The following is a 236-nucleotide window of genomic DNA, read 5'->3' on the forward strand; positions in this document are numbered from 1 at the left end:
GGCGTCGACGTGAAGAACGGCGACGTGCTGATCGCCGCGATCACGTCGTGCACGAACACGTCGAACCCGAGCGTGCTGCTGGCCGCCGGCCTGCTCGCGAAGAAGGCCGTCGAGGCCGGCCTCACTGTCGACCCGAAGATCAAGACCTCGCTCGCGCCGGGATCGCGCATCGTCACCGAGTACCTGACGAAGACGGGCCTGCTGCCCTACCTGTCGAAGCTCGGCTTCGAAGTCGC

1 protein-coding gene is annotated in these 236 nt (G+C 66.9%); it reads left to right on the top strand.

Features of this window, described 5'->3' with window-relative positions:
- On the top strand, window positions 1–236 hold a 236-nt coding region (locus SB772_RS45585; RefSeq protein WP_410839227.1), incomplete at both ends, for an aconitase family protein.

Source organism: Paraburkholderia sp. SIMBA_030 (genome assembly GCF_046535245.1).
Classification (GTDB): Bacteria; Pseudomonadota; Gammaproteobacteria; order Burkholderiales; family Burkholderiaceae; genus Paraburkholderia.